The 23868-nt window shown below is 61.9% G+C and carries 24 protein-coding genes; 17 read left to right on the plus strand and 7 right to left on the minus strand.

Annotated elements, in window-relative coordinates; all coding sequences use genetic code 11:
* Positions 1-124: 124 nt before the first annotated feature.
* Positions 125-541 (minus strand): organic hydroperoxide resistance protein, encoded by a 417-nt coding sequence (locus tag ASC74_RS26245; RefSeq protein WP_056745334.1) that lies wholly within the window; start codon positions 539-541, stop codon positions 125-127.
* Positions 542-692: 151 nt separating this feature from the next.
* A complete protein-coding gene (locus ASC74_RS26250) occupies positions 693-2024 on the minus strand; it encodes an aminotransferase-like domain-containing protein (RefSeq protein WP_056745336.1) in 1332 nt (443 codons plus the stop codon).
* Positions 2025-2107: 83 nt separating this feature from the next.
* Here ASC74_RS26250 and ASC74_RS26255 point away from each other — a divergent pair, with 83 nt between their 5' ends.
* Positions 2108-2998, plus strand: coding sequence for a DMT family transporter (locus ASC74_RS26255; protein WP_056745339.1), 891 nt, complete (start codon positions 2108-2110; stop codon positions 2996-2998).
* Here ASC74_RS26255 and ASC74_RS26260 read toward each other — a convergent pair.
* Positions 2946-3353 (minus strand): hypothetical protein, encoded by a 408-nt coding sequence (locus ASC74_RS26260; RefSeq protein WP_056745341.1) that lies wholly within the window; start codon positions 3351-3353, stop codon positions 2946-2948. The genes ASC74_RS26255 and ASC74_RS26260 overlap by 53 nt on opposite strands.
* A gap of 173 nt (positions 3354-3526) precedes the next feature.
* On the opposite strand from ASC74_RS26260, the gene ASC74_RS26265 reads away from it, so the two are divergent.
* Positions 3527-4387, plus strand: a complete 861-nt coding sequence (locus ASC74_RS26265; RefSeq protein ID WP_056745342.1) for a CAP domain-containing protein — start codon at positions 3527-3529, stop codon at positions 4385-4387.
* A 16-nt stretch (positions 4388-4403) separates the two neighbouring features.
* Here the strand turns inward: ASC74_RS26265 and ASC74_RS26270 are convergent, their stop codons facing one another.
* The 4 genes from ASC74_RS26270 to ASC74_RS26285 all read right to left on the minus strand — a co-directional run bounded on the left by ASC74_RS26270 (position 4404) and on the right by ASC74_RS26285 (position 8059).
* The gene (locus tag ASC74_RS26270; protein ID WP_056745344.1) at positions 4404-5033 is read right to left on the minus strand and encodes a Vgb family protein; all 630 of its coding nucleotides are present in this window, start codon (positions 5031-5033) and stop codon (positions 4404-4406) included.
* 36 nt (positions 5034-5069) lie between these two features.
* A complete protein-coding gene (locus ASC74_RS26275; RefSeq protein WP_056745346.1) occupies positions 5070-6290 on the minus strand; it encodes a hypothetical protein in 1221 nt (406 codons plus the stop codon).
* A 69-nt stretch (positions 6291-6359) separates the two neighbouring features.
* Positions 6360-7031 (minus strand): DUF2238 domain-containing protein, encoded by a 672-nt coding sequence (locus ASC74_RS26280; RefSeq protein ID WP_056745347.1) that lies wholly within the window; start codon positions 7029-7031, stop codon positions 6360-6362.
* A gap of 110 nt (positions 7032-7141) precedes the next feature.
* Positions 7142-8059 (minus strand): LysR substrate-binding domain-containing protein, encoded by a 918-nt coding sequence (locus ASC74_RS26285; protein WP_056745348.1) that lies wholly within the window; start codon positions 8057-8059, stop codon positions 7142-7144.
* Positions 8060-8258: 199 nt separating this feature from the next.
* Here ASC74_RS26285 and ASC74_RS26290 point away from each other — a divergent pair, with 199 nt between their 5' ends.
* The 15 genes from ASC74_RS26290 (at position 8259) to ASC74_RS26360 (ending at position 23867) form a co-directional block, all read left to right on the plus strand.
* Entirely contained in the window at positions 8259-9551 is a 1293-nt protein-coding gene (locus ASC74_RS26290) for an MFS transporter (RefSeq protein ID WP_236713347.1), read from the plus strand.
* 30 nt (positions 9552-9581) lie between these two features.
* Positions 9582-10808 (plus strand): CaiB/BaiF CoA transferase family protein, encoded by a 1227-nt coding sequence (locus tag ASC74_RS26295; protein WP_056745350.1) that lies wholly within the window; start codon positions 9582-9584, stop codon positions 10806-10808.
* Entirely contained in the window at positions 10805-11599 is a 795-nt protein-coding gene (gene scpB / locus ASC74_RS26300; RefSeq protein ID WP_056745351.1) for a methylmalonyl-CoA decarboxylase, read from the plus strand. The genes ASC74_RS26295 and scpB overlap by 4 nt, the downstream gene beginning before the upstream one ends.
* A 777-nt stretch (positions 11600-12376) precedes the next feature.
* On the plus strand, positions 12377-13213 hold the full coding sequence (locus tag ASC74_RS26305) for an ABC transporter ATP-binding protein (protein ID WP_056745453.1): 837 nt from the start codon (positions 12377-12379) through the stop codon (positions 13211-13213).
* 39 nt (positions 13214-13252) lie between these two features.
* Positions 13253-14254 (plus strand): ABC transporter substrate-binding protein, encoded by a 1002-nt coding sequence (locus tag ASC74_RS26310; RefSeq protein ID WP_056745352.1) that lies wholly within the window; start codon positions 13253-13255, stop codon positions 14252-14254.
* 28 nt (positions 14255-14282) lie between these two features.
* Positions 14283-15059: an ABC transporter permease gene (locus ASC74_RS26315; protein ID WP_056745353.1), complete on the plus strand. Its 777-nt coding sequence runs from the start codon at positions 14283-14285 to the stop codon at positions 15057-15059.
* Positions 15056-15823, plus strand: a complete 768-nt coding sequence (locus tag ASC74_RS26320; protein ID WP_177338884.1) for an SDR family oxidoreductase — start codon at positions 15056-15058, stop codon at positions 15821-15823. The genes ASC74_RS26315 and ASC74_RS26320 overlap by 4 nt, the downstream gene beginning before the upstream one ends.
* Positions 15824-15836: 13 nt before the next feature.
* Positions 15837-16388 carry a cupin domain-containing protein gene (locus ASC74_RS26325; protein WP_056745355.1) on the plus strand — a complete coding sequence of 184 codons (552 nt, stop codon included), beginning with the start codon at positions 15837-15839 and terminating at the stop codon, positions 16386-16388.
* Between the two features lie 4 nt (positions 16389-16392).
* Positions 16393-17277 (plus strand): alpha/beta fold hydrolase, encoded by an 885-nt coding sequence (locus tag ASC74_RS26330; RefSeq protein ID WP_056745357.1) that lies wholly within the window; start codon positions 16393-16395, stop codon positions 17275-17277.
* Positions 17274-18110, plus strand: a complete 837-nt coding sequence (locus ASC74_RS26335) for an IclR family transcriptional regulator (protein ID WP_082555898.1) — start codon at positions 17274-17276, stop codon at positions 18108-18110. The genes ASC74_RS26330 and ASC74_RS26335 overlap by 4 nt, the downstream gene beginning before the upstream one ends.
* A 1-nt stretch (position 18111) precedes the next feature.
* Positions 18112-18909 carry an SDR family oxidoreductase gene (locus ASC74_RS26340; RefSeq protein WP_056745361.1) on the plus strand — a complete coding sequence of 266 codons (798 nt, stop codon included), beginning with the start codon at positions 18112-18114 and terminating at the stop codon, positions 18907-18909.
* A complete protein-coding gene (locus tag ASC74_RS26345; protein WP_056745363.1) occupies positions 18902-20584 on the plus strand; it encodes a thiamine pyrophosphate-binding protein in 1683 nt (560 codons plus the stop codon). Before ASC74_RS26340 ends, ASC74_RS26345 begins: the two co-directional genes overlap by 8 nt.
* 10 nt (positions 20585-20594) lie before the next feature.
* The gene (locus ASC74_RS26350) at positions 20595-21398 is read left to right on the plus strand and encodes an aspartate dehydrogenase (RefSeq protein WP_046049002.1); all 804 of its coding nucleotides are present in this window, start codon (positions 20595-20597) and stop codon (positions 21396-21398) included.
* A 10-nt stretch (positions 21399-21408) separates the two neighbouring features.
* The gene (locus ASC74_RS26355; RefSeq protein ID WP_056745365.1) at positions 21409-22905 is read left to right on the plus strand and encodes an aldehyde dehydrogenase; all 1497 of its coding nucleotides are present in this window, start codon (positions 21409-21411) and stop codon (positions 22903-22905) included.
* Positions 22902-23867 (plus strand): VOC family protein, encoded by a 966-nt coding sequence (locus ASC74_RS26360; RefSeq protein WP_046049004.1) that lies wholly within the window; start codon positions 22902-22904, stop codon positions 23865-23867. Before ASC74_RS26355 ends, ASC74_RS26360 begins: the two co-directional genes overlap by 4 nt.
* Position 23868 lies beyond the last annotated feature (1 nt).

The following is a 23868-nucleotide window of genomic DNA, read 5'->3' on the forward strand; positions in this document are numbered from 1 at the left end:
GCGGGGCAAGAGCCCTTGGTTACTTGGGGCTTTTCCAAGTGACTCGCTGTAAAAGCGAAACCGTAATCAGCCATCACCGCAGAAACGGATATGTACCCCACCCCAAAGTGAACAGCATTACGGCTCAGACCAGATTGATTTCGACGTTGATGTTGCCCCGCGTGGCTTTGGAGTACGGACACAGTTTGTGCCCTTCATCCACCAGCCCCCGGGCGGTTTCGCGGTCCATTCCCGGCAGGCTGATGTTGAGGCGAGCCTGCAGGAGATAACCACCTGCGTTGGTGCCCAAATCAACTTCGGCGTCAATGGCCAGGTCAGGCGGGAGCGTGATCTTCATTTTGCCGGCAGCGACCTGCATCGCACCGATGAAACAGGCTGACCAACCGGTGGCGAACAACTGCTCCGGATTGGTGCCTTCACCCTTGGTGCCAGGGGACGAAAGCTTGACTTCGAGTCGTCCATCATCACTGCGTGATGCGCCGTCCCGCCCACCCGTGGTGTGGACTTTGGCGGTGTACAGTACTTTTTCGATCTGGGTCATGATGATCTCCTGATTGAAAATGCCGGATGAAAAAAGATTGCCCTCTGTGGACCAGTCCTTCTTGCCTGATGGATTCGCCACTCGTCAGGGCGCTTGCATCAACTGTAGCGGACTGGACCTTTCAATATAGATGGCGGTGGGCGACTTCAAGCTATGAATAAGCACCAATCACCCACTTAACTTTTTCCAGCGCCTCACGCAGTGCGCCCATCTCTGCGGACCCCAGCGCCAAGCGAATCGCATGCGGCACATGAGCAGAAGTCGCAAAAGGCTCAGCGGTTGAAACCGCCACTTTTTCACGCAGCAGCGCCGCGGCGATCTGGTCTGCCCTCGCATCTTCAGACAGAGGCAGCCAAAGAAAATAGGACGACGGATGACGAATGCACGGAAGTCCTGCCAGCACTTCTGCGGCCATGGTTTGCCTGGCCTGCGCATCCTGACGTTTTTCAGTTTCCAGTTGCATGACGGTGCCATCGTCGAGCCACGTGCTCGCGATTGCCGTCAGCACGCCCGGGGTATTCCAGGTGGTCGCCCTGATCGTTCGCTCCAGCGCAGGCACTTTTTCGGCCGGGGCAGCGACGAAACCTACGCGCAATCCGGTGGCCACACTCTTGGAGAGCCCTGAAACGTAAACGGTCCGCTCGGGTGCGAGCTGCGCTAACGGTGCCGGCGGGTCCTCGGCAAGGAAGGCATACGCCGCGTCCTCGATGATGAGCAAGTCATGCCTGCGCGCAATTGTCACCAACGACTCGCGCTGATTGGCACTCATGACCCATCCCAGCGGATTGTGCAGCGTCGGCATCGAGTACACCGCCCGCACGCGGCGGCTCCGGCACAGGCTGTCCAGCGCCTCCAGATCAGGCCCCTGTTCGGTCACGGGGATGGGCACGATTTCAAGGTGCAAGGCTTCGGCCAGCACGATGAATCCTGAATAGGTCAGCGCATCCGCTGCAATCACATCGCCGGGTTGCAGCAGCGCCATCATCGTCACGGCCAGCCCATGCTGAGCACCGCTGACCATCAGCACTTGCTCGGCATCCACCGTCAGCCCTCGGGCGAGCAAATGGCGCGCCACCGAGGCGCGCTCATGCAGGCGCCCGGCGTGTGGCTGGTAGCGCAACAGGGATTCCAGATCACCGCCCGAGGCCAGTTGGCGTAGCGCATTTCGCAACAGTTCTGCCTGCCCTGGCAGCGAGGGATAGTTGAAGTTGAGGTCGGTCATTCCGACGGCAACGTTTTTCTGGTCGATGCCCAAGCCCGGCGGCAGCGACGTCTCCCGCACGAACGTGCCTCGCCCCGTCTCGCCGCTGACCAGGCCCATGGCTTCGAGCTCTGCATAGACCCGACTGGCGGTGACCAGCGCCAGCCCTTCTGTCGCCGCCAGTTGACGATGCGTCGGCAATCGCGTGCCCGGCAACAAGCGGCCTGATCGGATGTCAGCCGCAAAAGCATCCACTAATGACTTGTACCGTGAGCGAGGCATGTCGAGATGTATCCATGACAATTTTTTGATTGTAGTGATCGTCGATCATACGATGGAACTCTGCAAATTGAGAGTGCCCTCAGATGGAACGGACCCTGCAAAACCCAACGACGGAAAAGACCGCGAGCGGCTGGCTCAACGGGTTTATCGGCGTGCTGATTTTCAGCGGCTCGCTGCCGGCCACACGGTTGGCCGTGCTGGAATTCGACCCGGTGTTCCTGACCGTTGCCCGAGCGGCGATTGCCGGGCTCCTGGCGCTGTGCATGCTGGTGCTGTTTAAAGAAAAACGTCCCGCCAAGCATCAGCTTCTGCCTTTGGCGATTGTGGCAATGGGCGTTGTAGTAGGGTTTCCGCTGCTGACGGCGCTGGCGCTTCAGTACGTGACGTCGGCGCATTCCATCGTCTTCGTTGGCCTGTTGCCACTCGCCACTGCGGTGTTCGGCGTGTTGCGTGGAGGGGAACGGCCCCGGCCGGTGTTCTGGTTCTTCTCGGTGCTGGGCAGCGCGTTGGTCGTGGGGTTTGCCGTCTCGCAAGGCCTGACCGCTTCGCCGACCGGTGACATCCTCATGCTGCTGGCCATCCTCGCCTGCGGGCTGGGTTATGCGGAAGGTGCGAAGCTTTCAAGAACTCTGGGAGGCTGGCAGGTGATCTCTTGGGCGTTGCTGCTGTCGCTGCCCGTCATGGTCCCGCTGACCTGGCTCATGGCCCCGGCTTCGTTCTCGGGAATCACCTCGTCCGCGTGGTTGAGCCTGGCTTACGTATCGATCTTCAGCATGCTGATCGGTTTCGTATTCTGGTACCGCGGGCTGGCCCAAGGGGGGATTGCCGCCGTCGGCCAGCTGCAATTGCTGCAGCCTTTTTTTGGCTTGGCGCTGGCGGCCACGCTGCTTCACGAGCACGTCAGCATCGGCATGTTGGGGGTTACCGTCGCGGTGATCCTCTGCGTGGTCGGGGCGCGAAAGTTTTCGAAGTGAGCGGACGCGACAAGCGTTGCTGCCAGTTACCGGCATTGGCGCGCTGGCATTCTTCTTCAGAATCGAACTGCACATGGGCCGATACGGGGCTGACGAGAACGTCCGCTTCGCTTAACGCAATGGCGGTCAACTCAAGCATGCGCTCGCCCTGCCCACTGGCCAGCGCCTGATCCTTGTTGGCCTGCGTGTCGAAGACCCAGATGACCCGCAGACTGGAGGGAAACAGGTCGTAATCGACCTCGTGGGTCAGCCAGCAGAACCCGACGACTTCCGCTTTGGCCGTTTCACACGCTTCAGTCAGGGTGGCCACCAGGCGACGCTCGATGTGCGCCTGATCGCGTTTGCTTAACGGCATGAGTGGGTCCTTGTGACGGGTAAAAAAAAGCCATCATACGACACCTCCCTATCCTCTTTGGCGGACGCACTGCACCCAGCGCAAATATGTCTCTTGCGCCCGTGAACCTTGTGTTGAAGCGCCAGTCATAGCCGAGCCGTGAATTCCACTTGCCCGCTCAGAGCTATTCATCCATGCGCCAAACCCTCCTGTCCGTTCGCGTAGCCTCGCTCTGTTTCATTCCTCTGTTTTCCCTGTTCGCCAACCCCGCCCACGCCGGTGCCGAAAGGCAGTTGGTGGAAGCCATCAACGACTACCGCGCTCACCCCAATCGCTGCTCGGGGCGCGCGGGTCGAGCGTTATCGCCGCTGGCGTTGAAGTCGAATCTGGCCTTGCCGATCGGCTATGGCGGCGGTTTGCGCGATCAATTGAAAGCGTCTGGCTATCAGGCGGTGAGCGTGCGCACGATTCGCGTGGTCGGTGCGCAGGATGCCGATGAGGCCTTCGACATGCTCCAGAACGATTACTGCGGGGCGTTGCTTGATACCCAATATGCCGACATTGGCGTCAGCCGCGCCCGGAGTGAGTGGCAGGTGGTGCTGGCGCAGCCCGTGCTGGACAGTCGTGTGGGTGATTCGCGAACCGTCAGCAAAGCATTGCTGGCACAGGTCAATGTGGCACGCTCGAAGCCGCGCCTCTGCGGTCGTCAGCGCTTCGCCGCCGCACGGCCATTGGCCTGGAACGCAGCCCTGGGCGCTGCGGCGCAAGGGCATAGCAAGGCAATGGCCTACGGCAACTACTTCGCACACCAGGACCCCGACGGTGACATGCCCGCGGACCGGGCCAGAGCCGCTGGTTTCCGTGGCCGACAGATCGGCGAGAACATCGCTGCCGGCCAGGGCTCACCGAGCAAGGCAATGTCGGGCTGGCTGGCCAGCCCGGGGCATTGCGCCAATCTGATGAACCCGATGTTTACTCAGGTGGGTGCGGCCTATGCGGCGGACGCACGTAGTGATGAAGGCGTTTATTGGACGATGTTGTTTGGCGCGCCGTGAGTGATTGAGCGACGCCTTATTTGGGGCGCCGCACCGCCCTCACCTTTCCACTGCCACCGCCGCCGCAGAAAAACTGCTCGCCGCCGTCCGATTCAAGCCCCGACACCCCGACGCCGGCCGGCAGCTTCACGCTCTCCAGCACCTCGCCGGTGGTCGAATCGATATGGCGTAACTCACTCTCGTCTTCTTCCCAGGTGCCATGCCACAGCTGTCCCTCGACCCAAGTCACCCCGGTGACAAAGCGGTTGGATTCAAGGGTGCGCAGAATCGCGCCGGTCTCGGGATCGATCTGATGGATCTTGCGATCCCGATACTCGCCGACCCACAGCGTGCCTTCTGCCCACGTCAGCCCTGAATCACTGCCGCCAGGCGCCGGAATAGTCGCGAGTACACGGCCGGTCTGCGGGTCAATTTTCTGGATGCGATCCTCGGCGATCTGGAACAGGTGCTGGCCGTCGAAGGCGGTGCCGGCATGGGCGGCGACATCGATTGAACGCAGTGTCTTGCCACTTTCAGGGTCCAGGGCGTTGAGTTTGTCGCCGGTGGCAAACCACACGTGCTGACCGTCCCAAGTGACGCCATGCACTTTGTCGACACCGGTAAAGGGTCCATATTCACGAAGGATTTTAGCTGCTGACTGTTTCATGTTGGCATTCCTCGTTACGGGTGGGTGACGTTCATCCTAGTCACCCGGCAGTGGCACCGGGAGTAACAAGGTCGTCGCGAAACCCGGCACCGGCGGGGTCATCCAGCGACGTGCCCGGCCGCGACCGAACGACTGCACCTTGCCCGCGCGGGCCAGTTCATCGAGTGCCCGTTGCACCGTGCGTTGGCTGGCACCGAGGGCCAGTGCCAGGGCCGAGCTCGACCACGACTCACCGTCGACGAGGAAAGCGAACACCGACCCGTGCTTCTCTTCGACGTGTTGCGCCAGCACCACAACGTCAGAGGCAACCAGCGCCACCAGCGCAAAACCACGTGGGGTCGCAGTGACGCCGGCCAAGGGTTTAAGCGCCGTGCGCAGTCGCCCGATTTCGACTCGCAACCGCGCGCGAAGTGACTCATCGGCGTGCTTCAAACGAAAGGCCCGGGCAATCAGCGTTTCCCTCGACACGTCGGCCGGCCACGCTTCGGCCAGCGCCCGTGCGAGGGCGAACAAGACCGGGCGTGTCGCGAGGGGAACCGACATGCCGGCGCCACGCACCACGTAGCGACAGGCGTCCACGACCAGCGACGTGGACGCGAGCAACGCTTCAACCTCATCCAGCAACAGAGGCCGTTCTTCGCCATAGGCAATCAAACGCGCGACGGGCGTGTCCAGGACAAGGGCAGCGTTTTCCACCTCGGCCGTCAGCGCAGGAATATCGGCGTCGTGCGCGGCGTGCTCGGCTCTTGTGAGTGCAGACCGCGCCTTGTTCGTCTCGAGTCGTCGCATCGCGATTCCCGCCACGACCAGTTCGTGGGCGGCGCGCAATGCCGGCGGCAAGGGCGCGGGGTCAAGCTCGGCGAGCAGCACGTCGGCCTCTTCGAGATGCCCGATCAGCAGCAAACGCCGGATCTGCAGATACCGCGCATGAGCAGCGTTCACTCGATCGCCGTGTGCCTCAAGCGTCACCCGCGCCGACTCGAGTGCCTTCACCGGCCAGCCCAACTCTCGGGAGGCCAGCGCGATCTCGGCCTCGGCGACCACACACCGCGCCCGAGCCAAGGCCTCCTTTGGCCCGAAGGCCCGCGCCGCCTTCTGCACCAGCGCCTTGGCTCGCACCAGATCACCGAGTTGCGCCATCGCAATCCCGCGCAACGCCAGTGCCGGCGCATCGTCGCGCAACGCGACCCGATTCAGCGCGCCGAGCGGATCACCCGCCGCCAGCGCCTGCGCTGCGGCCGTGATCAGCGAGTCCATCGCAATCCCGCCACCGTTGTCACTCCCACCGTTGGATGTTCGCAGTTGAGTCTATCTCACGACGACCCATCACGAAGGAGGCCGCCCGACATTCGAATGTTGGGCTTGAGGAACGGCGCGCTTTTGCTTGCACAGCAAAGCCACACACTCGCTGACGAAGGCGCCGGCCACCGCCAACGCCATGTCTTTCTGTGAATCCCAGGGATCGTTCTGCGCGCCGACGAAGGCACGCGAGGTGTCGTCGCCCAGGTAGGCGCCACCAATCCATTCCACCAGCTCGTAAATGGCCGACGTCGACAGAATGATATTCAACGCCATAAACACCAGCCAGAAACCGCGCAATGGCGTCAGCCGCACCAGCACTTCTCGAATGGGATAAACCATCAACAGCCCGTAACTCAGATGGACCAGCCGATCAAAATGATTGCGATGCAACCCCAGCGCTTTATCGAAACTGACCCCGGTCAAGGCCGAACACCATTGGTCATACGGCACCTTGGCATAGGTGTAGTGAGAACCCAGTTCGTGAATGCACAGGAAAACGAATACCAGGCTGATGGAAACAGCCGACAGGCGAAACCGGCCGGAGACAGCCACCAGCGCGCCCACCAGTAACAACACCAGCAGATTTTCCAGTGCCCAATCCACTCGGCTGCGGGGTGAATAACCCGACACCACGACGATCAACACAAACAGCATCAGCAGCGTCAGGTCGTATCGCAGGTGTGCCTTGGCCTGCATGGTTTGAGTTCCTCAATCGGCGAATGAAGACAGCTCCTGAGTCCTTCTCAATGGATCAACCGATTGCGAGTCAGGTTCAGGCACACCGACAAAAGGCGGCCCTCACAACGTTACTGCCCAGCCGCCCACCCCGGCTGCTGCCCGAAGTCTTTGAACAGTTCAAAAGTGGTCTCTTTGACCTTTTGCACCGCGTTACTCTCGACGACCGTGTCATGCCAGCACAGCGAAAGATCGCGGGTAAACAGTCGATGGTCGATCCTGGCCAGCTTGAGCCTGTGTTGCTCCAGTTCAACATGGGCGGCCGCCCACGGCAGGATCGTCACGCCCAGTTTGGCCAGGACCGCCGAGAACAACAGGTCCGTGGAGTTGGCCTCGAACTCAACCTCGCAGTGCAGACCCGCCTCCTGGAAGGCCGACTCGACCCGGCTGCGAATCGTGTTCGGCGCACAGGGCAGCACCAGCGGCATCTTCGCCAACGCCTCGATCGACACGGGTCCATCCGGTAACGAAAACTCGGGCCACGCCACCAGGTACAGCGTTTCGGTGAACAGCCGCTGCATGGCCATGCCACGGGTTTCGACCGCATCGACATTCACCGCCAGCGCCACCCGCCCCACCGTGATCAGGCGTCCAAGGTCGGCGCTCGGGGCATCGATCAACTCCAGCTTGATGCCCGGATAGCGACTGCGAATCGTGCGTGCAAGCGGAATCGCCAACATGCGTGCGGTACTCGACGGCATGCCGACCGACACTTTGCCTTGCGGGAATTCGGCGTCCTGACGCAGCAGTTCCTGGGTGCCGTCAGCCTGGCGCAGTAGCTCGATGGCATGCCGATACAGCGTTTGCCCGGCCGCCGTAGGCACCACGCCATGCACGCTGCGCTCGAGCAGTTGCATGTCCATGTCCAGTTCCAGATTGCGCATCTGCTGGCTGATCGCGGGCTGCGCGATGTGCAGCGCTTCGCTGGCCCGAGTGATGTTGCCGCACTCGACCACTTTGATGAAATACCGCAACTGGCGTAGGTCCATGCATCCCTCCAAAGCCATATAACTTTCCGATGGAAGCAGAGGAATATCATATTTGAAGCTTATGAGATACGACGCCTAGACTCGTTTCACAACAAACGAAGCGCTAACGGCCGCCACCGGCCAGCAGCGCTTCTATAGGCCTGACCAAGGTCAATGGGAGATCTCAATGTCTAGAGTGTTAACAGCATCAGCAACGAGCGTGAAGCCCATCAAGACGCCCCTGACCCGCGAGCAGATTCGCGGCTTCTGGACGGTCTATGTGGGATGGGTTCTGGATGGCGTGGATTCGGTGATCTTCGCACTGGTTCTGATTCCCGCCCTGACCGAGCTGCTGCCCGCCTCGGGCATTGAGCCCACCGCCACCAACATCGCCATGTACGGGTCGATCACGTTCGGGTTGTTTCTGATCGGCTGGGGGATGTCGTTCATCTGGGGGCCGCTCGCCGACCGCTTCGGCCGGGTAAAGATGCTCGCCGCCAGCATCCTGGTCTACTCGCTGTTTACCGGCGCGGCGGCGTTCTCGGAGAACATCTGGCAGTTGGCGGCATTCCGGCTGATCGCCGGGATCGGCGTTGGCGGCGAGTGGGCTCTCGCCGGCACCTACGTGGCCGAGAGCTGGCCGGAAGACCGGCGCAAGATGGGCGCGGGTTATCTGCAAACCGGCTATTACTTTGGTTTCTTCATTGCCGCGTTGCTGAACTACACCGTTGGCGCCACTTACGGCTGGCGCGTGATGTTTCTCTGCGGCCTGTTCCCGGCGTTCATTGCGATCTATACCGCGCTGAAAGTGAAAGAGCCGGGCCAGGTGCGCAACGCTGCGCTCAACCTCAAAACACCCGCGTTGAAGCCTGCAACCCGCGCGTCGTGGTGGGAAATCTTTGCCCCGGCCTTTCGGCGCCGCACGCTGACCAGCTCTTTATTGGTCGGGGTCGCCATCGTCGGCTTGTGGGCCGGTTCGGTGTATGAAGCGACGGCCGTCGTCACGCTGGCCACCCAAGCGGGTATCGATCACGTCGGCGCGGTGCACCTCGCCTCCATCGGTGCGGCGGTGCTGTCGCTCAGCACGATTCTCGGTTGCCTCGTGGCGCCCTGGCTGGCCGAACGACTGGGCCGACGGGTAGCGCTGGGCATCTATTTCGCCGGCATGGCGGCATCGATCATCGTCGCGTTCGGCTGGGTGTTCTACATGGACGATGGCCTTCATCTGTTCATGGTGTCGCTGGTGTTCCTCGGCTTCTTCGGCGGCAACTTCGCGATTTTCTCCCTCTGGCTGCCCGAGCAGTATCCGACCCGCATCCGCGCCACGGCCTTCGCCTTCAATGCCTCGGTCGGCCGCTTCATCGGCGCCGGCGTCAATTTCCTGCTGGCCGCTGCGATTCACTGGTACGGCTCGCTGGGCGCGCCCATCGCCTGGACGGCCGCGGCCTTTGTGGTCGGCATTCTGATCCTGCCGTTTGCCGTCGAAACCCGTGATCAGACCTTGCCGCAATAACGCGCACCTGACCATTCATTGGAGAACCCTATGCAAGCTTTGCAAGGCGTGAAGATTGTCGATCTGAGTCGCGCACTGTCGGGGCCGTTCTGCACCATGGTGCTGGCAGACCTCGGGGCCGACGTGATCAAGGTCGAGCCTGGCCCGACCGGCGATATGAGCCGCACCTGGGGCCCGTTCGACCGGGGCGTGAGCACTTACTACCTGTCGTGCAACCGCAACAAGCGCGGCCTGTGCATCGACTTCCGCAATCCCCAGGGATTGGCCACGATCCAGCGGCTGATCGATGATGCCGACATCGTCATCGAGAACTTCAAACCCGGCACGCTGGAGAGTATGGGGCTCGGTTATGACGTGCTCAGCGCCCGCAATCCGCGACTGATCATGGGCAGCATCAACGCCTTTGGCGCGGACGGGCCGATGAGCAGTTGGCCGGGTTTCGACCAGATTGCCCAGGGTTATTCGGGGTTGATGAGCCTGACCGGTTTCGTCGATGGCGACCCGACGCGCACCGGCACCGCCATCGGCGATTTGACCTCGGGCATGTGGCTGGTGACGGCGGTGCTGGCGGCCCTGCTGGAGCGCTCGACAACCGGGCACGGCCAACACGTCAGCACGTCGTTGCTGGCCAGTTTGGTCGGGCTGTTGAGTGTGCACGGTCAACGTTATCTCAGCCTGGGTGATGTGCCGCGTCGTACCGGCAATGCGCATTCGGTGATTGCGCCTTATGGCGTGTTCCAGACGCTGGACGGCCCGCTGAATCTGGCGCCGATCACCTCGGCCATGTGGGGGCGTTTGTGCGTGCTGCTCGATTTACCAGAGCTGCCGGATGACCCGCGCTTTGCCACCAATGAAGCACGAGTCGACCGGCGTGACGAGTTGCGGGAGATTCTGGAAAGCCGCTTGAAAACCCGCAGCAAACTCGAATGGACCACGCTGTTCGTCGAGGCAGGATTACCCGCCGGTCCGATCAACACGCTCGACGAAGTGTTCGACGACCCGCAAGTGCTGCATAGCCGACTGACCGAGACACTCACGCACCCGACACTGGGCGCATTGCGTCAGGTGGTGACACCAGTGTTCAGCGCCACCGACGGCGCCGCCAGCCGCCCGCCGCCGCTCCTGGGCGAACACACCATCGAAGTCCTGCGCGAAGCCGGTTTCGACACCGCATCGATCAACGCACTGCTCGCCGCCAAGGTCGTATTCCAGGACACCGACGATTCGCCCGCACAATCAACAGGAACCGCCCAATGAACCCAACCTTCTCTGCCACCGTGACCGTCAACATCGTCGATGAACGCATCGCGCGGGTGGTGTTCAGCAACCCCACCCACCGCAACGCCCTCAGCGCGCAGTTGCTGGCATCCCTCGACGAAAGCCTCGCCGCCCTCGCCTCACAACGCATCCCGGTGGTGATACTCGGCAGCGAAGTGGGTCAACCGGTGTGGAGCGCCGGCCATGACATACGCGAACTGCAACACGACCGCGACCCGATTGCCTACGGCAAACCCCTCGAACAAGTATTGCGCCGCATCCGCGCCTACCCCGGCGTGGTGATCGCCCTGATTTCCGGCTCGGTATGGGGCGGCGCGGTCGACCTGGCCATGAGCTGCGACCTGGTCGTCGCCGATCACAGCGCCAGCTTCGCGATGACCCCGGCCAACATCGGCTTGCCCTACACCACCAGCGGGTTGTTGCGGTTCTTCAACAACTTGCCGATTCATGTGTTGAAGGAAATGTTCTTCACCGCGCAGAAACTGGATGCCGAACGGGCGGAACGGTTCGGCGTGATCAATAGACGGGTCGACAGCGACGTGCTGGAAGCAACTGCGCTCGACATGGCTCAAGGCATCGCCGGCAAAGCGCCGCTGGCCATTGCGGCGGTGAAGGAGCAATTGCGGATTCTGGAAGACCTGCAACCGATGCCCGTGCAGGCGATGGAGCAGATTGCCGAACTGCGGCGACAGGCCTGCGAAAGCGCCGATTTCACTGAAGGGCTGGCGGCCTTCACCGAGCGCAGGCCGGCGGTGTTTAGCGGTAAATAGGACTTCCAAGGAACGTTTGATTTACCGAATAAGTAAGGCTCTTTATAGGTAATGCTGTTCACTTAAGGTTGGACTTGAAGCCAAAGCAACGGCAACGGCAAGATCAAAAGATCGCAGCCTCGCTTCGCTCGACAGCTCCTACAGGGAAATGCGTTCACTTGAAGCCAGGCCGGCCGGTAGGCCGCCTCGCTATGGCTTTTGCGGTGCATGCCCCCTCGAGAGGCCGAGTGGAGGTTCTGCGCAGTGGGCAACCCGGCATGGATGCCGGGTTAGCCGCCCCCGGCCATGGATGGCCGATGGCGGCGGGGCGAGGCACCGAACGAAAGGGGCAAGAACCCTTTGGTTACTTTGGGGTTCTTTTCCAAAGTGACCCGCCGTAAGGGCGGAACCCTAAGCCGCCGTGACCGCAGAAACGGATATGCACACGATCAACAAAGGACAGGTCGGCCGCTTCGCTTTTGCTCTTGATCCACGCCTCCTCTCGTTTCATATGTAAAACAAAAGCCCTGCTTTTGCCCCGCTTCGCGTTACCTCGACAACCCCTTCTCTCTCGCCGTTTCCCATGGCGTGCACATTCAATGTGAAATTTCGTGCCATACAGGAAACCACGTTTCGTATATGAAACACGCCAAAAACCTCAACAATTTCGCAACTTATTAATAAACAACGTTTTTTTAACAAAAACTCAACCTGGCATTCGGATGGCATTGTTCATGCACTAGACACCGTATCACCTATAAAACAGACCAGAGACCCTTCCCAATGGCTGTGAACGAGATGTACGCCATCGCCCCTCAATGGAATAAACCCGCTCCCAAGGAAGACCTGGAGCCCATCGAAATTGAATTTCGCAATGTCGGCAAATGTTTCCCGGCCAAAGGAAAATCCGAAGCGCCGTTTGCCATTCGCGAAGTCAATTTCAAGATTCGCCGCGGTGAAGTGGTGTCGATCATCGGCCCTTCCGGTTGCGGCAAAAGCACCATCCTCAACATGGGCTCCGGCCTCTATCGACCTTCTGAAGGCGAAGTGTTTGTCGGCGGTGAAGCGGTGACAGGTCCGGTTCGCCAAGTCGCTTTCATGTTGCAAAAAGACCTGCTGATGCCATGGCGCAGCATTCGTCGCAACGTCGAACTGGGCCTGGAAATTCAAGGTGTACCGGCCGCCAAGCGTCAGGCCGTGGCCAAAGATCTGCTCGATCGCTGCCACCTGCAAGGCTTTGCCGACCACTACCCGTTCCAGCTGTCGGGCGGCATGCGGCAGCGTGCAGCCCTGGCTCGTACCCTGGCCATCGACCCGCAGGTGCTGTTCCTCGACGAGCCGTTCTCGGCCCTGGATGCGCAGACCAAGATGATCCTGCAGCAGGACATGGCGCGGATGCTGTTCGATGAAAAGAAAACCGCCCTGTTCATTACCCATGACCTGATCGAAGCCATCGCCATGTCCGACCGGTTGCTGGTCATGAGTGCCCGCCCGGGCACCATCATCGAAGAAATCAACGTCGACCTACCGTTTCGCGACAACCCGCTGGAGCGCCGCAAGCTGCCGGAGATCGGCCCGCTGGCCGGTCGCCTGATGGAATTACTGAAAGTCGGCGAAGACACCGAACTGCATTGATCAACGCCCTTGCGGCCATCAACCGATTCAGGAGTACGCATGTTCAAGTCTCTGTTTCAACGCTTCAGCCAGGCCAGCGGCATTGCGCTCGGCCTGGGCATGGCTTTCGCCGCGCAGGCGCAGCCCACCGACGTGACCTACTTGTTGCCGGCGCCGCCGAATTCGCCAGCGTTCGCCCCGTGGATCATCGCCCAGCAAAAGGGTTACTACGCCGCCCAGAACCTGAACATGACCTTCATCGCGGCCAAGGGCGGTGTGGACGTAGCGAAGCAGATCGGTGCCGGTAACGCCATGCTTGGCGGTGCCCTGGGTGATACCCCGATTGTGGTGCGGGCCAACGGTATTCCGGTGCGCGCCGTCGCCGTGCTGGGCGCCGGCGGTGTGACCATGATTGCCACCAATGCTGCCGAAAATATCAATTCGATCACTGACCTCAAGGGCAAGACCATGACGGTGATGTCCTACTCGGACACCACCTACTACGCCTTGCTCGCCTCCCTTCGCAAAGCAGGCCTGAGCAAAACCGACGTGAATATCCAGGCTGCCGGCCCGTCGGGCGTCTGGCAGTTGTTCTCGGCTGACAAAGCCCAGGCGATGGCGGGCGTACCGGACTGGGTGGTCAACGCTGAAGAAGCCGGTGTGAAGATCAAACTGATCCCGCAATCGCAAATTTTCGAAAGCATGGCCCAGGCGATCCTCGCGTCGGACGACGCCATCAAGACGCACCCGGAGATTGTTCGCGGCGTGGTCCAGGCCACCCTGCAAGGCATGCGCGACATCATCCAGGACCCGCGCGCCGCTGCGGTCACCTTCGCCAAAGCCGTTCCCGCCTACGCCGGCAAAGAAGATTCGCTGGAGAAGGTCTTCAAGCTTTACGTCGAACACGTCTATGCCAACCAAGCCGTACTGGGTCGCATCGATCCGGCGCGACTGGAAGCGGTCCGCACGTTCTATGTCAGCGAAGGCATCGTCACCCAGGAACCGAAGCTCGACGACCTGTACACCAACCAGTTCATCGACACCCAAACAGCTGCGCAATAACGGCGAGTGACAACAAGGTAACGACACGATGAAAAACCTCAATAACTCCATGCTCGGCAGCGTTGCCCTGCTGATCCTGTTCCTGGTGCTCTGGCAATGGGGCCCGGGAATGCTCGGCATGCCTGAATTCGTCATGCCGCACCTGAGCCGCGTGGCCCAGGAAAGTGTGGTGATGTGGCAAACCGGCGGCCTGCTGCAACATACCTTGATCACCGCATTCGAGATCATCGTCGGCTTCGGTCTGGGCGCTCTGCTCGGCGTGGCAATCGGTGTTTCGCTCGGGCTCTCGCCCGCTGCCGAAGCCATGCTGTCGCCTTACATTCTGGCCCTGCAAATCGCCCCCAAAGTCGCCTTCGCCCCGTTGTTCGTGATGTGGCTGGGCTACACGATCTACCCGAAGATCCTGATCGCCATCCTGATTGTGTTCTTCCCGGTGATGATCAACGTGCTGTCGGCCATCCGCACCGTTGACCCGGACATGATCAACCTCGTCCGGACCATGAACGCCAGCCGCTGGCAGATTTTCCGCCTGGTGGAGTTCCCTTCGGCCATGGCTGCGCTGTTCTCGGGATTGCGCATTGCCTCGACCCTGGCTGTGATCGGCGTCACCGTCGGTGAGCTGGTCGGCGGCAATCAGGGCCTCGGCTTCCTGCTGGTCGATGCCGAAGGTCAGGGCAACACCGCGGGCGTATTCGTCGCCATTGTGATGCTCACGCTGATCGGTGTGCTCTCTTACGGCGCGGTGGTCTGGGCCGAGAAACGCGTTCTGCATTACATGCCCAAAGCCATGCTGAGTACGCAATGATGACGGCCCTCAATCGTTTGCTCGAAGGCCGCCGGATCCTGGTCACCGGAGGCGCCCGCGGATTGGGTTATGCCTTTGCCCAGGCCATCGGCCGCGCCGGTGCCCACGTGGTGATCGCTGACATTCTTGCCGACCGCGTCCAGCAATCGGCCACTGAACTCGTCGCCGAAGGCCTGACCGTGCATGGCGTGTCGGTTGATCTGGCGCAACCCGATTCGATCGATGCCTGCGTGGCTGAAGCCACCCGCTTGCTCGGCGGTCTCGACGGTCTGGTGAACAACGCTTCAATCACCAATTCCGGCGGCAAGACCTGCGAAGAGCTGAGCCTCGAGACCTGGGATCAGGTCATGCAAGTCAACGTGCGCGGCACCTGGCTGATGACCAAAGCGTGCCTGCCGGCCCTGCGTGCCAGTGGTCATGGCGCCATCGTCAACCTGGCGTCGGACACGCCGCTGTGGGGTGCGCCCAACCTGCTGGCCTATGTCGCCAGCAAGGGCGCAATCATCGCGATGACCCGCAGCCTGGCCCGCGAACTGGGCACCGACAACATCACGGTCAACGCCATCGCACCGGGGCTGGTGCTGGTCGAAGCCACCGCCTACGTGCCCGAAGCACGTCACCGTTTGTACAACGACCACCGGGCCATTCAACGCCCGCAACTTCCCGAAGACGTCAGCGGCGCCGTGCTGTTCGCGCTGTCCGACCTCGCCCGCTTCATCACTGGACAAACCTTGCCGGTCAACGGCGGGTTCGTCATGCCTTGATCAGGAGACAGCCATGACCGATCTATCCGCACACTCGTCAGCACAACAAGCAACCCCGAAAAGCTGGGAACAGCCGGCCGGCAGCGATCTCGAAAGCTGGATGAAAACCCGCATCGCCCGCTACGACACGCGCAAGTACGACTGGAACGCGCTGAAGTTCCAGGCCGACTACGACCCGAAATTCCGTCGTGCGCAAATGCGCTACATCGGCACCGGCGGCACCGGCGTGAGCACCGACATGAACACCATCCCGTCGGAGAACTTCACGTTCTCCACCATGGTGATTCCGGCCGGTCACGAAGGCCCGCCGCACCTGCACACCGACGTTGAAGAAGTGTTCTTTGTGCTGCGCGGCAAACTCAAAGTGGTGATCGAGAAGGACGGTGAGCGTTTCGAAACCATCCTCACCGACCGCGACGTGATTTCCGTGCCGCCCGGCGTGTACCGCGAAGAGATCAACATCGGCGATGAAGACGCGCTGATGTGCGTGATGCTCGGCGCGAAAAAACCGCTGACCCCGACCTACCCGCCAGAACACCCTCTGGCCTCGATCAAGCGCGGATAAACCCATGTCGTACGCCATCGATAATCTCGTCCCGCCGCTCACGGCTGACCTCCAGGCACAACTGGCCCTGAACTTTGCGGTGCGCACGCTGGAGATCGCCGGCGGTCGCCAGGCCTTTCGCGAATGCGGGGCCGGGCCGGCCATTGTGTTGTTGCACGGGATCGGCTCGGGCTCGGCGTCGTGGTTAGAGGTGGCGCAGGAGCTTGGCCAGAGCGCCCGGGTGATTGCCTGGGACGCGCCCGGCTACGGTGATTCCACGCCGCTGAGATCGCTGGCCCCCGACGCTTCGGACTACGCCGAACGACTGCTGCAACTGCTCGACGCACTGGGCATCCAGCGCTGTGTGCTGGTGGGTCATTCCCTGGGCGCGATTACCGCCACGGCGTTCGCCAGCGGCGTGCAGCAGCAACGGATCAGCCGGCTGGTCTTGATCAGTCCTGCCCAAGGCTATGGCCATCCATCACGCGCGTTGCTGCGTCAGGAAGTGCGCAGCAAACGCCTGCGTGCCCTCGAACAACTGAGCATTCAGCAGATGGCCGAGCAACGCAGTGCCTACATGCTGTCACCCGCCGCCAGCCCGAAAGCACTGGCCTGGGTGCAGTGGAACATGGCGCGGCTCAATCCCGACGGCTATCGCCAGGCCATTGAACTGCTGTGCAGCGATGACCTGCTGCGGCACCCACCGCTGTCGATGCCTTGCGAAGTGCATTGCGGCGAAGCCGACGGCATCACAGCTCCCGAAAGCTGCCTGACCCTGGCCAAGGCGTTGGGCGCCACGTTCAACCTGATTGCCGATGCCGGGCATGCCAGCCCTATCGAACAACCTTATGTCGTGGCGGGCCGTCTGGCCTTTGCCATTAAAGAATCCCTGACAGGTGCATCTCTATGAACGATTCAGATCTGCTGAAGGACGCTCAGGACAAATACATCGTGCCGGGCCTGGAGCGCGGCCTGCTGCTGCTCTGCGAATTCAGCCGGCGCAATCGCACGCTGACCGCGCCGGAACTGGCCCGGCGTCTGGCGCTGCCGCGCTCGACCATATTCCGTCTGCTGACGACCCTGGAAACCATGGGCTTCGTCACCCGCAGCGGCAATGAATACCGCCTGGGCATGTCGGTGCTGCGCCTGGGCTTTGAATACCTGGCTTCACTGGAGCTGACCGAACTGGGCCAGCCGCTGCTGGCCCGTTTGTGCGACCGCCTCAACTACCCGAGCAACCTGGTGGTGCGCGATGGTCGTTCGATCGTTTACGTGGCCAAGGTCTCGCCGCCGTCTGTGTTCTCCAGCGCGGTCAACGTCGGCACTCGCCTGCCCGCCCATGCCACTGTCCTTGGGCGAATTCTGCTCGAAGACCTGTCGCTGGCCGAGTTGCGTGAGCTGTACCCGGAAGAACACCTGGAGCAGTTCTCGCCGTGCACGCCGAAAACCGTGATGGAACTGTTCGACCTGGTTCAGGCCGACCGCCAGCGCGGTTTCGTCAGCAGCGAAGGCTTCTTCGAGTCAACGATCTCGACCGTCGCCGCCCCGGTGCGCGATGAGACGAGCAGGATCGTCGCGGCGCTGGGCGTCACGATCCCGACCGCACAGATCGCTCACGTCAACTTCAACGAGTTGCTGCTGCAAGTGCGCCGAAGCGCCGACGAACTGTCGCGGCTGCTCAACTACAACAGCGCTGCTGCCCATGACGGTCAGCACCGCGTCACTGCATTGATGAGGGATTGAAATGAGCCTTTATCAACTGCAAGACAGCACCGCGATTGTCACCGGAGGCTCTTCGGGCATTGGCCTGGCCTGCGTCGAGCTGTTGCTCGAAGCCGGCGCGGCCGTGGCCTTTTGCGGCCGGGACGAAAACCGGCTGCGCAGCGCCGAAGCCGAGTTGCGTCAACGCTTCCCCGAATCACGGCTGCTCGCCCATGTTTGCAACGTGCTCGATGCGGACTCGGTCAAGGCGTTTGCCGCGGCTAGTCTGGCCGCATTGGGCCCGGCCAGCGTGCTGATCAACAACGCCGGTCAAGGTCGGGTGTCGACCTTCGCCGACACCACCGACAGCGCCTGGACCGAAGAGTTGAACCTGAAATTCTTCTCGGTGATCAACCCGGTCCACGCCTTCATGACACAGCTGAAACGCCAGCCGAACGCGGCCATCGTCTGCGTCAATTCGCTGCTGGCCAGCCAGCCGGAACCGCACATGGTCGCCACCTCGGCCGCTCGCGCCGGGGTCATGAACCTGGTGCGTTCGATGGCCACCGAATTTGCCGGTCAGGGCATTCGGGTCAACGGCATCCTCATTGGCCTGGTTGAGTCCGGGCAATGGCGCCGACGTTTCGAGGCCCGCGAAGAGCGGGATCTGGACTGGACCCAATGGACCGCCCGGCTCGCGCAACAAAAACACATTCCCTTAGGGCGCCTGGGCCTGCCGATTGAAGCGGCCCGCGCGATCCTGTTTCTGGCCTCGCCTCTGTCGGCTTACACCACAGGCAGCCATATCGATGTTTCTGGAGGCCTGTCCCGCCATGCGTAATGAAAATACTGTCACCGTTGGCGCTGCCATCACCGCGTTTCTCGAGCAATGCGACGTCAAGGCCGCGTTCGGCGTGATCTCGATCCACAACATGCCGATCCTCGATGCCTTCGCCGTTCGCGGAAACATCCGCTTCGTCATGGCTCGCGGTGAAGCCGGCGCCACCAACATGGCCGACGCTTATGCCCGCACCACCGGCGGCCTCGGTGTCTGCCTGACGTCCACCGGCACCGCAGCCGGCAACGCCGCAGGCGCCATGGTCGAAGCGTTGACCGCCGGCACACCGCTGCTGCACATCACCGGGCAGATCGAGACACCGTACCTGGACCAGGAATTCGCTTACATCCACGAAGCCCGTGACCAACTGACCATGCTCAAGGCGGTGTCGAAGGCCGCGTTCCGTGTGCGCAGCGTCGAAACCGCCATCAGTACGATGAAACTGGCCGTGCAAACCGCCCTGACCGCTCCCACCGGACCGGTCAGCGTGGAAATCCCGATCGACATCCAGTCGACCTTTATCACGATGCCGACCGACCTCTCGCCGCTGCCAATCCCAGTGGCCGTCCCCGCGCCCGAAGCGCTGGACCTGGTGGCCGAGCGTCTGGCCACGGCCACCCGTCCCCTGTTGTGGCTCGGCGGCGGTGCGCGGCATGCCGGGCCGCAAGTCAAACGTCTGCTGGACATGGGCGTCGGCGTGATCACCTCGACCCAGGGTCGCGGTGTGGTCAACGAAGATGACGAACGCTGCCTCGGCGCGTTCTCGCAAAACAAACGGGTCGAGCAGTTCCTGCAAAGCTGCGATGCCTTGCTGATCGCCGGCTCCCGTCTGCGCAGCAACGAAACCTTCAAGTACGCGTTGAAATTGCCACGCAACACTTTGCGCATCGACGCCAACCCGGCCATCGAAGGTCGCAGCTATAACAGCGAACTGTTCATCTGTGGCGACTCGGCGCTGGCCCTTGAAGGCCTGGCGGATCGTCTCGAAGGTCGCCTGCAGATCGACCCGACATTCCTCGCCGAACTCAAGGACGTCCGCGAAAAATCCCGCACCCAACTGATCGCCGACCTCGGCCCGTACTCGGCCATGGTCGAACAGCTGCAAGCCATCACCGGGCGCAATTTCTCCTGGGTGCGCGACGTCACGCTGTCCAACAGCATCTGGGGCAACCGCCTGCTGACCCTGTTCCACCCGCGCGCCGGCGTGCATGCCCTCGGCGGCGGCATTGGCCAGGGACTGTCGATGGGCATAGGCGCTGCCGTGGCCGCCGCTGAAACGGCGCCTGAGCGCAAGGTCTTCGCCTTGGCAGGTGACGGCGGTTTCATCCTCAACCTCGGCGAACTGGCGACGCTGGTGCAAGAGAAGGCCAACGTGGTGATTCTGCTGATGAACGACCAGCGCTACGGCGTGATCCGCAACATTCAGGACGCGGTCTACGGCAGCCGTCACTGCTACGTCGACCTGCACACGCCGGACTATTCCAAGCTGGCGGAATCCCTGAACCTGCGCCACGGCCTGGTCACCGACCTGAAGGATTTCGGCCGCGTGGTCGACGGCGCACTGGCTCAACCCGGCCCGTTCCTGCTGGAAGTCGACATGCTCGCCGTCGGCAGCTTCGCCACCCAGTTCGCCGGTCCGCCCAACAGCGAAACCAAAGCGCAAAAAGCCACGGCCTGAGGACTTCGTCATGTTGCATATCACCATGATCGGCTGCGGCGCCATTGGCGTCGGCGTGCTCGAACTGTTGGAGAAGGACCCGCAGCTGTGCGTTGATTACGTCATCGCTTCGGCCGGGTCTGAAGAACTGGTCCGCCAGCGGCTGGCCAGTTTCAAGCAACCACCGCAGGTGCTGACCGCCTTACCGGCCGACGCCCGCCCGGACCTGTTGGTCGAGTGCGCCGGCCACCGCGCCATCGAAGAACATGTGTTGCCCGCGCTGGAACGTGGCATCGCCTGCCTGATCGTCTCGGTCGGCGCGCTGTCCGAAGTCGGCCTGGTTGAACGCCTGGAAGCGGCAGCCGAACGCGGCCAGACCCGCATCGAATTGCTGCCAGGCGCCATCGGCGGCATCGACGCCTTGTCGGCGGCCAAAGTTGGTGGGCTGGATTCGGTCAATTACACCGGCCGCAAACCGGCGCGTGCCTGGAAAAACACCCCGGCGGAACAGGCTTGTGATTTGGACAGCATTACCGAAGCCACGGTGATTTTTGAAGGCAGCGCCCGGGAAGCGGCACGGCTCTATCCAAAAAACGCCAACGTCGCAGCGACCTTGTCGCTGGCCGGGCTCGGCCTGGACCGCACCCACGTGACACTGATCGCCGATCCGCTGAGCGAGGAGAACGTCCATCACTTCGAAGCCCGCGGCGCTTTTGGCGGTTTCGAACTGAGCTTGCGTGGCAAACCGCTGCTGGCCAACCCGAAGACCTCGGCGCTGACCGTTTACAGCGTTGTCCGCGCCTTGGGCAACCACGCCCATGCGATTTCGATTTAGGGAACCGTCGATGACTCTCGAACAGACTTTACCGATCTGCATTGCCGGCGACTGGCGCCTCGGTCGCGGCGAGCGTTATGCCACGTGCTACCCCGCCACGGGCGAAGCCGTTGCCTGGCTGAATGCCGCCAGTGTCGACGACGTTGAAGACGCCGTGCAAGGCGCCCATCAGGCGTTTTTGCACAGTGGCTGGGCGCAGCGCAAACCTCACGAGCGGGCCAGCGTGCTGTACCGCATCGCCGAGCTGATCCGTGAGCGCAGCGAAGAACTGGCGCAATTACAGCGCCAGGACAATGGCAAACCGATCAACGAAACCCGCGCCCTGGTGGCCAGCGCCGCCGGCACGTTCCAGTTTTTCGCCTCGGCCTGCGAAACCCTCGAAGAAACCATCACGCCATCCCGTGGTGATTTCGTCAGCATGAGCGTTTACGAACCGATGGGCGTGATTGCTGCGATCACCCCGTGGAACTCGCCGATTGCCAGCGAAGCGCAGAAGGTCGCTCCGGCGCTGGCGGCGGGCAACGCGGTGGTGATCAAACCGGCGGAAATCACCCCGTTGATGGCCCTGCAACTGGCGCGCATCTGCGAAGACGCCGGGTTGCCTAAAGGCCTGCTCAGTGTGCTGCCGGGCAAGGGCTCGCTGCTCGGTGATGCGTTGACGCGTCACCCGCTGGTCAAGCGCGTGTCGTTCACCGGCGGCACCAAAACCGGCAAGCACATTGCCCACATCGCCGCTGACAAAATGATGCCGGTGTCGCTGGAACTGGGCGGCAAATCGCCGACCATCGTCCTCGACGATGCCGACCTCGACCACGCGGTGGCGGGTGTGCTGTACGGCATCTTCAGCTCTTCGGGCGAAGCCTGCATTGCCGGTTCGCGGCTGTTCGTCGCCCGCGCGTTGTATGAGCCGTTCATGGCGCGCCTGGTGGCCGCTGCGGCCGAACTGCGCGTCGGTGATCCGGCCGATGAACGCACGCAAATGGGCCCGTTGATCAGCGCCGGCCACCGCGAGTCGGTGGAGCGTTATGTTGCTCTAGGGCTGGCCGAAGGTGGACGCCTGCTGCTCGGTGGCAAGCGTCCGAGCGGCGGTGTGTACGACCAGGGTTATTACTACCCGCCGACCATCCTCGAAGGCCTGAACAACAGCCAACAGGTCTGTCAGGAAGAGATCTTCGGCCCCGTTTTGGTGGCGATGCCCTTCGATGACGAAGCGCAATTGCTCGAGCAGGCCAACGACAGCCTGTACGCGCTCGCCGCTGGCATCTGGACGCGCGACTACAAACGCGCCTGGGCGCTGGGCCGAAAAATTCAGGCCGGTACGGTGTGGATCAACACCTACAAACAGTTCTCGATTTCCACACCGTTCGGCGGCTGGCGCGACAGCGGTCTGGGCCGTGAAAAAGGTCGCCTCGGCATCCTGCAGTACATGGAACAGAAAAGCCTTTATTGGGGCATGAATGAACAGCCACTGGCCTGGGCCGGTGTGCAACGAGAGGTTGGGTTATGAGCGTTTTAGGCATTGATGAAGTCACCTACGGCGTCGAGGACCTCGACACCAGCGTGCGTTTTTTCAGCGACTGGGGCCTGACGAAAGTCAGCGAGCAGCCTGACGAAGTGATCTTCGAAACCCTCAACGGTTGCCGCGTGGTGCTCGCCGACATCAACAAGGCCGGTTTGCCACCCGCCATCGAAGCCGGTTCGACCGTGCGCGAAGTAGTCTGGGGCGTCGAAAGCGACGCTGACTTGAAGCTTTATAGCGAACGAATCGCCAACGATCCGGGCTTCATCGAAGCGGATGGGCGCATCGGTTGCACCGACCCCAATGGCCTGGCGATCCGCCTGCAAGTGACCCGCAAGCGTGAACTGGAAATCGAGTGCAGCGGCCATAACACCTGGCAGACCAAAGGCCGGATCAACAAGGCTGCGCCGATCTACGACCGCGCCACGCCGATCGAAGTCGGCCATGTGGTGTTTTTCGTCAAGGACGTCAACGCCTGCGAAGCCTTCTACCACGAGCGTTTCGGCTTCCAGGCCTCCGACCGCTATCCGGATCGCGGGGCGTTCCTGCGCACCGCCGAAGAAGGCGGCCACCATGACCTGTTCATGCTGCAACTGCCCGCCCCTCGCGCCGGCCTGAACCACGTCGCCTTCACCGTGCGCGATGTGCACGAAGTGTTCGGTGGCGGCATGCACATTTCCCGCCGCGGCTGGGCAACGGAAATCGGTCCGGGTCGGCACCCGGTGTCTTCGGCGTTCTTCTGGTACTTCAAAAACCCGGCCGGCGCGCTGGTCGAGTACTACGCCGACGAAGACCAACTGACCGGCGAATGGCAGCCGCGGGACTTCGAGCCGGGCCCGACGATGTTCGCTGAATGGGCGATTGCCGGCGGCATCGATGGCAATACCCGACGCCAGCAACATGTCGAAGCGCCGCAAGGCAAGTTCCTCACCGACAAACCGAAACCCTGAG

This window comes from Pseudomonas sp. Root329 (assembly GCF_001424925.1).
Taxonomy (GTDB): Bacteria; Pseudomonadota; Gammaproteobacteria; order Pseudomonadales; family Pseudomonadaceae; genus Aquipseudomonas; species Aquipseudomonas arabinosi.

What these genes read in the sequence shown, in the direction of transcription:
- ASC74_RS26245 (WP_056745334.1), bottom strand. Translation starts at nt 541, where the DNA reads ATGACCCAGATCGAAAAAGTACTGTACACCGCCAAAGTCCACACCACG.
- ASC74_RS26250 (WP_056745336.1), bottom strand. Translation starts at nt 2,024, where the DNA reads ATGCCTCGCTCACGGTACAAGTCATTAGTGGATGCTTTTGCGGCTGAC.
- ASC74_RS26255 (WP_056745339.1), top strand. Translation starts at nt 2,108, where the DNA reads ATGGAACGGACCCTGCAAAACCCAACGACGGAAAAGACCGCGAGCGGC.
- ASC74_RS26260 (WP_056745341.1), bottom strand. Translation starts at nt 3,353, where the DNA reads ATGCCGTTAAGCAAACGCGATCAGGCGCACATCGAGCGTCGCCTGGTG.
- ASC74_RS26265 (WP_056745342.1), top strand. Translation starts at nt 3,527, where the DNA reads ATGCGCCAAACCCTCCTGTCCGTTCGCGTAGCCTCGCTCTGTTTCATT.
- ASC74_RS26270 (WP_056745344.1), bottom strand. Translation starts at nt 5,033, where the DNA reads ATGAAACAGTCAGCAGCTAAAATCCTTCGTGAATATGGACCCTTTACC.
- ASC74_RS26275 (WP_056745346.1), bottom strand. Translation starts at nt 6,290, where the DNA reads ATGGACTCGCTGATCACGGCCGCAGCGCAGGCGCTGGCGGCGGGTGAT.
- ASC74_RS26280 (WP_056745347.1), bottom strand. Translation starts at nt 7,031, where the DNA reads ATGCAGGCCAAGGCACACCTGCGATACGACCTGACGCTGCTGATGCTG.
- ASC74_RS26285 (WP_056745348.1), bottom strand. Translation starts at nt 8,059, where the DNA reads ATGGACCTACGCCAGTTGCGGTATTTCATCAAAGTGGTCGAGTGCGGC.
- ASC74_RS26295 (WP_056745350.1), top strand. Translation starts at nt 9,582, where the DNA reads ATGCAAGCTTTGCAAGGCGTGAAGATTGTCGATCTGAGTCGCGCACTG.
- scpB (WP_056745351.1), top strand. Translation starts at nt 10,805, where the DNA reads ATGAACCCAACCTTCTCTGCCACCGTGACCGTCAACATCGTCGATGAA.
- ASC74_RS26305 (WP_056745453.1), top strand. Translation starts at nt 12,377, where the DNA reads ATGTACGCCATCGCCCCTCAATGGAATAAACCCGCTCCCAAGGAAGAC.
- ASC74_RS26310 (WP_056745352.1), top strand. Translation starts at nt 13,253, where the DNA reads ATGTTCAAGTCTCTGTTTCAACGCTTCAGCCAGGCCAGCGGCATTGCG.
- ASC74_RS26315 (WP_056745353.1), top strand. Translation starts at nt 14,283, where the DNA reads ATGAAAAACCTCAATAACTCCATGCTCGGCAGCGTTGCCCTGCTGATC.
- ASC74_RS26320 (WP_177338884.1), top strand. Translation starts at nt 15,056, where the DNA reads ATGATGACGGCCCTCAATCGTTTGCTCGAAGGCCGCCGGATCCTGGTC.
- ASC74_RS26325 (WP_056745355.1), top strand. Translation starts at nt 15,837, where the DNA reads ATGACCGATCTATCCGCACACTCGTCAGCACAACAAGCAACCCCGAAA.
- ASC74_RS26330 (WP_056745357.1), top strand. Translation starts at nt 16,393, where the DNA reads ATGTCGTACGCCATCGATAATCTCGTCCCGCCGCTCACGGCTGACCTC.
- ASC74_RS26335 (WP_082555898.1), top strand. Translation starts at nt 17,274, where the DNA reads ATGAACGATTCAGATCTGCTGAAGGACGCTCAGGACAAATACATCGTG.
- ASC74_RS26340 (WP_056745361.1), top strand. Translation starts at nt 18,112, where the DNA reads ATGAGCCTTTATCAACTGCAAGACAGCACCGCGATTGTCACCGGAGGC.
- ASC74_RS26345 (WP_056745363.1), top strand. Translation starts at nt 18,902, where the DNA reads ATGCGTAATGAAAATACTGTCACCGTTGGCGCTGCCATCACCGCGTTT.
- ASC74_RS26350 (WP_046049002.1), top strand. Translation starts at nt 20,595, where the DNA reads ATGTTGCATATCACCATGATCGGCTGCGGCGCCATTGGCGTCGGCGTG.
- ASC74_RS26355 (WP_056745365.1), top strand. Translation starts at nt 21,409, where the DNA reads ATGACTCTCGAACAGACTTTACCGATCTGCATTGCCGGCGACTGGCGC.
- ASC74_RS26360 (WP_046049004.1), top strand. Translation starts at nt 22,902, where the DNA reads ATGAGCGTTTTAGGCATTGATGAAGTCACCTACGGCGTCGAGGACCTC.